Here is a 6,120-nt window from a genome sequence, read left to right on the forward strand (position 1 = left end):
ACGTTGCCGATGTTGGTCAAAGCGCCGCTCATGGCAACCGAGTCCTGGGCAAGTGTGGCAAGGGAGAGGGACTTTTTGTAAATGGGCAGAGCCTCTTTGTAGTTGCCCTGGTCAATGTAGATATTAGCGATGTTGTTGTAACTGGCCCCTATATCTTTGGGATCGCCAATTTTTTCCCGTAACCGCAGGGCCCGGTAGTAGAAGTCCACCGCATTCTCGAGATCGCCCAGCAGGTAATAGCCCGAACCAGTGGAGTTATACGCCCGGGCAAGCAGCTTTTCGTGGGGTGTTCCTTTGGCAAGGGCTATGGCTTTTATACCGTAGGTGACCGCTGCTTTGGGGCTGGAATCCAGCTGCTCCTGGCTCAGCTGGCAATAGATCTCAATTTTACGAATCGTATCGTGCGTTTGCTCCAGCTCTGCCTGCAGGTTTTTAACGGTGGTTTCATTCTGTGGCTTCAAAATAGCAAACAAGAGAAAACACCTGATCAGAATCAAAAATAGCATAGAGACAGCTGTAAAACGTAGGTAGCCTGTAACTTAATCAGTTAGAGGGAGCAATATAAAATTTTTATGTTGAAAAATACTTATCCGCAGAAGATTATTGTAAGAATATGCACCTGAACTATAAGAAAACGGTGATGGAGAAGCCGGTAGAATAGTGTATGTTGTGTTACGGTGGAAGAGGGGCTAGGCCACCACTTCCACCGTGCTGACGCCGCCGGCCCGTTTTTTAACAACGATCTGCGTGCTGATGCGTTCTTTCAGCGCCTCTACGTGCGAGATAATGCCAATCATCTTGCCGCTTGCCTGCAGGTTCTCCAGGGTAGAAATAGCGGCGTCCAGCGTTTCAGCGTCGAGGGTACCAAAGCCTTCGTCGATGAAAAGCGAATTGATCTGGGTGCGGTGGCCGGCCAGGTCGGAGAGGCCCAGCGCCAGCGCCAGGCTCACCAGAAAACTCTCCCCTCCGGACAGGGTGTTCATCGGGCGAACAGCCTCGGCCTGGTACGTGTCCACGATCAACAGTTCCAGGTCTTCTTCCGATGACTTGAGAATGCGGTAGCGGTCGTTGAGCTTTTGCAGGTGGCGGTTTGCCAGTTCCACCAGCCGGGCCAGGGTGAGCCCCTGCGCAAAACGGCTGAACTTGTTGCCATCGGCAGAACCGATCAGGTTTGCCAGCTGGTCCCAGCGGTTGCATTCCTGTTGCTGTATCTGCAGCTGACCAGCCAGTTCCTGGTTCTTTTCGCGCTGCTGTTTGTCCTGCTCCAGTAGCTGCTCGTAACGGGCGCGGGTAGCGATCAGCTCTCGCTGCTGCTGCGTTTTTTCCAGGTATAGCTGCTCCAGGTGCTCTCTACCTTGTTCGGTCAGCTGCTTTGCTTTTGCCTGTTCCAGCTCGTGCTGCACATCGGCCAGGGTACGGCGCACTTCGGTCAGGTGCTTTTCGGTCTGGGCTTTCAGGTTCGCCAGGCGGTCGGCTTCATCGCGGTGGAGCAGCATCTGGCTGAGGGCCTCGATCGTGGCTATACCTTGCTGGCGCAGCACGCGCAGCAACCCGTCGCGCAGTTCGTCCAGCTCCGATTTTTTATGCGATCGGGTGGCAGCATACTCCTGCTCACGCTGCCGGCTTTCCAGCAGTTCCTGTTGTTTTCTCTGATGGGCCGCGCGGGCGTATTCGGCTTGTATAGCGCGTGCTTTTAATTCTTGGTGGGCACGCTGCCGTTCCTGTTGCGGGTCTTTCGTGCCAAATAGTTGGGCCCGCTCTGCCTGTAGCTTGTGTATTTCCGCTTCTTCTTCCTGCAAAGCTTGTCGTCGCCCCTGCAGTTCGTCCGTTTTTTCCTGCACGCGCTCAGCAAGGTTTTTTAGTTGCGACTTCAGTTCTGCAAACTTTTCACGCATACTTATCAGTGCCTGCGCCTTCTGGGTATAGGTTGTTGCCTGCTGGTCCAGCGTTTGCACCAGGAGTTGGCGCGCTTCCGGTTTGTACAGCAGCCCGTAAGTGGCCGCAAACGATTCGGCAGTTTGGGTATGCGCCAGCTGCTGCTGCTGCTCGTCGGTCAGTATGGTCTGCAACTTCTGCAGTTGTGTCTGCAGGAGTTTAGCAGATTGCTGCAGTTGGTTATACCTGGCTTCTGCCTGTACCTGCTCCTCGCGGAGTTTTTGCTGCGACTGGTTTATGCTGTCCAACTCACGGCTCAAGGCGCGTGCCTGTGCCAGTTGCTGTTGCAGTGCGCCAGCCGATGCCCGTTGCCCGAGTAAAATTTGGGCCAGTTTTTCTGTTTCGGTTATACCTATAGGCTGCGGAAGGCCCTCCAGCAACTGTTGGTAGGTATAGCCCAGGCGTGCGAGTTCTGTTTCCGTTTCTGATTTGGCTATGGCCGCCAGCTGTTGTTTTTGGTGCAGCGTGCCTGATTCCAGTTGCAGCCGGTTGATACTTTGCTCTAAGGTTCTGACTTCAGCCTGTTGTTTGTCGCGTTTTTGTACTTCTTCGGGCAGGTCGAAGGTATAGCCGTTCTTAGCAAAAGGATGCTCTTCAGAACCGCAAAGCGGACAAGGCTCGCCCTCGTGCAAGGTATGACGCGCCTCTTCGTACTGCTGGATCTGTTGCTGCAGCTGCACCAGTTTCTGAAGCGCCAGGAGGTGTTCTTCGGCTTGCTTATACTTTGCCTGTGTTTCCTGAAGCTGGTTATTTGTTTCCGTTACCTGTTGCTCATGTTGGGCCAGGTGTTGGTGTATATTTTGCAGTTTTTGTTGCTGGGCGTTGTAGTGTTGCGCCAGTTCCTGCAGGCGCTCATACCTGGCCAGCACTGCCGGCTGGGCCTGTGCTGCCTGCTCCAATTCCTCCAGATTTTTGTCTGAAAGTATAGTTTGTAACCGGGCCAGTTTCTCCTCTTTCTGACTTTGGAGTTGCTGCTCCTGTGTCTGTTGCAGGATCTGCTGTTCCTTGAATGCAGCGAGCTGTGTTGCCTCCTGCTGAAGCTGGTTGTGCAGTTCCTGTTGTTCCTGCTGGCTGCGTCGGATGCGCAGCTCCACTTCCTGCAGGTCGCGCAGGGTAGCTTTGAACTCAGGTAGGTGCTCCTTCAGATCCTGGAGCCGTGCATTTTGTTCCAGCCATGATTTCAGGGCGGTGCCTTCCTGCGTCAGTTTGTCTTGCTCCTGTTGCGCGGCCTGTTGCTGCGCCTTGTCCTGTTTCAGGCGCTCTTCAAACGCGGCAAACTCTGCTTTGTGTTTGCTGAACGAGTTTGTAAGGGAGTTGATCTGGTGGTCGAGCTGACTGACCTGCGCCAGCACCGGCTCGAGTTTCTGCAGGGCTTCTTCCTGTTGCTGGTGTGCTTTGCTGGCTTCAAGAGCTACCTTGCCGGATAGCTCCAGTTCTGCCTCCAGTACCGGGAGCTGCCTGGCCACCGTATCGAGTTGCGCCTGTACCTGCACCAGACTGCCGCTGGCCAGTTCAATGCGGGTAAGCTGCCCTTCGAACTGGCGGGCCTGCTCGTGCTGGTGCAGTTTCTGAAAATCAGGCTGCAGGCTTTCCAGTTTTTGTTCCTGCACCAGCAAAGCGTGCTGGTGTTGCTGCGCCCGTACCTGCAACTGTTGTACCTGGTGCAGCCATTGCACCTGCTCCTGTAAGGTTTTCGCTTCCTGATCCAGTATAGTTTCCTGCGCGGAGAGCTCGGTTATATTTTGTTCATAGCCTTGGCGCTGTTCCTCGGGCAATAGTTTGCTGTCCTGCAGGCGACGCTCCAGTTCTTCTTTTTTCTGTCGCTCTGTTTTCGCCTTTTCAAAGGCAAAGCGGGAGATGTCAGAGTAGATACCGGTGTCGGTGATCTTCTCGAGCAAGCTGCTGCGCTCGTTCGGGTTGGCTTTCAGGAAACGGGCAAAATCGCCCTGCGAAAGCATTACCGAACGCAGAAACTGGCTGTAATCCAGTCCGCAGATCTCGGCTACTTTCTCGGCGACCTGACTTGGTTTGAGGTCAAATAATGTGTCTTCTGCCAGGTCACAGAGCTCCATGTGTATGGCCTGGATTTTTCCATCCACTTTGCCGCGGCTACGGCGCACATGCCACTTGGAGCGGTATACTTTTCCGTTCGCCTCGAACTCCACTTCAGAGTAGCTTTCTGCTGTGTGGCGTGTCATCAGCTCCAGCGGCTTTTCGGTGCTGTGGCGGTGCACCAGTCCGTAAAGCCCTACCGTGATCGCATCCAGAATCGTGGTTTTGCCGGCACCGGTCGGGCCGGTTATCGCAAACAGTCCCGCATCGGCCAGCGGGCTCTGGTCGAAACGGATCTTATGCTCACCCTTCAGCGAGTTCAGGTTCAGGAAGCGTACGGCGAGGATTTTCATTATTTCAGACTTAAGACGTTAGACTCAAGTATTTAGACTAGTTGTTAATTTGTAATAGCACAAATGATTGTTGAGTAGCCAGCACACTGCGAAGTCTGTAATGAGACTAGCTACTTTAACATTCTAACTCTTAAATTCCCAAACTCTCAAACTCAATTAACTTTCAGCTTCCTGCCCCATCAGCTCCAGCAGTTCCGAAAAAGTGGCTACCAGCTCGGTATGGTCCGAATCCGGAAAGGCGCTTTGGCAGCGTTTGAGGAATACATCCTTTTCCAGTAAGGTATGGAGGTCGACTTCTTCCCGTACCTGTTGCTCCAGCGTCTGGCGGGCTGTCCGGATGATCGGGGGACGGTGGATGAGCAGTTGCAGTTCGTGGCTTTTCAGCTTCAGCACTTCTTCCAGTTGCTGGTTGAGGTCGGGGAGGGGAGCCTCCAGTTCTACCTGCAGCTCGGCCCAGGCCGGTAAGGTATAGCTGCTGTTATCGTACACGGCCAGTTGCTGCTTTACCTTGTCTAGCGGGCCTTTGAAGCGCACCAGTTTGCGGCAGACAGGTATAGCCAGTTCGCGCAGGTCGGTCAGTTTTCCTTTTTCGAAATCCAATACATATACGACTTTCTTATCCGTCACTTCGCTGAAGCTAAGCGGGATCGGGGAGCCCGAATAGCGGATGTGGTGGGTGCCGTTTACCTGCTGCGGGCGGTGCAGGTGACCGAGCGCCACATAATCAAACTCCTGAGGGAACTGCTCGGCCCCGATCTGGCCCAGATTGCCCACATGAATTTCTTTCTCACTTTCCGAAGCGGAGCCACCTGCGGCAAACAAATGCCCCATGGCTATGACCGGTATACCCTGCGCCTTGTAGGGCTGCACATGCGGTACAAAGGCTGCATAGTGAGCCGCTATACCTTGTTTGATGCGCTGCTCCCGCTCCTCGTAGTTCTCGCCCGGCACGGACAAACGCACATCGCGGTCGCGAAGGAAAGGCACTGCACAAACGATAAGTTCGGGTTCATCTTCCTTGTTGTGCAGTTCGATCAGTTCATCCAAGGGGTCAGCTGTAGCGCCCCCTATCACTTTTATGTTAAAGCAGTCGAGCAGTTCTTTGGGGGCATTGAGCGTGGAAACAGAGTCGTGGTTGCCGCCCGTGATGATGATGTGACGGCAGCAGGTAGCGCATACCTTGGTCAGAAAGTTATAGTATTGCCGCAGGGCGGTGTTGGATGGAGCGCCGGTATCAAACACGTCGCCAGCCATCAGGAGCACCTGTATCTGCTCTTCTTCAATGGTTTGCAGGAGCCAGTCCAGGAAATGCTGGTGTTCTTCGGTTCGTTCGAGGTTAACGAGTCGCTGGCCCAGGTGCCAGTCTGAAGTGTGTAGTATACGCATGTCCCAATTCCTTTCTCCAATACAGCACTAAGTTACATTAATCTATAGCTATACTGCAAATTAGTTATATAACTTTTTTGAGAGAAGAGTATAGTCCAAAAGCTATGTATGGGGAAGAAGGGGGAGTTGCGGGGTTAAATTTATGCGTTGAGCCAGTTGAGGGCCTCCTGCTGGGTCACAAAATTTTTGTATACAAAACTGCTGACATGGTTGGCATCTGCCCGGGTGGCAACGGACTCCAGGGCCAGTTTGGAAAACAGACCGGTGGGCAGCACCCTGGCCAGTTTCTGTAGCTTTGTCTGCGACAAGCGGGAAAAGAATTGCGTGGACATCCACTCTTTCGTTGCCGCATCCAGCATTACCAGCCTTTGTGCAATTGCTAGCGCTCTGGTAA

Annotated in this window: 3 protein-coding genes and 1 pseudogene; all 4 read right to left on the bottom strand. The window is 53.6% G+C overall.

All coding sequences use genetic code 11. The annotated features are described in order from the left end of the window. Window positions 1-506 (bottom strand): tetratricopeptide repeat protein (locus tag OB13_RS13340; RefSeq protein WP_461490663.1); only part of this gene is annotated, 506 nt, incomplete at its 3' end. A gap of 183 nt (window positions 507-689) precedes the next feature. Next, entirely contained in the window at window positions 690-4,340 is a 3,651-nt protein-coding gene (locus OB13_RS13345) for an AAA family ATPase (RefSeq protein ID WP_461490664.1), read from the bottom strand. A 156-nt stretch (window positions 4,341-4,496) separates the two neighbouring features. After that, a complete protein-coding gene (locus OB13_RS13350; protein WP_461490665.1) occupies window positions 4,497-5,726 on the bottom strand; it encodes an exonuclease SbcCD subunit D C-terminal domain-containing protein in 1,230 nt (409 codons plus the stop codon). A gap of 140 nt (window positions 5,727-5,866) precedes the next feature. Continuing rightward, a pseudogene (locus tag OB13_RS13355) lies at window positions 5,867-6,120 on the bottom strand (hypothetical protein); the annotation flags it as partial.

The sequence above is a fragment of the Pontibacter sp. HJ8 genome (genome assembly GCF_054824225.1).

Coding starts and splice junctions, on each gene's coding strand:
- OB13_RS13345 (WP_461490664.1), bottom strand. CDS start 4,340: ATGAAAATCCTCGCCGTACGCTTCCTGAACCTGAACTCGCTGAAGGGT.
- OB13_RS13350 (WP_461490665.1), bottom strand. CDS start 5,726: ATGCGTATACTACACACTTCAGACTGGCACCTGGGCCAGCGACTCGTT.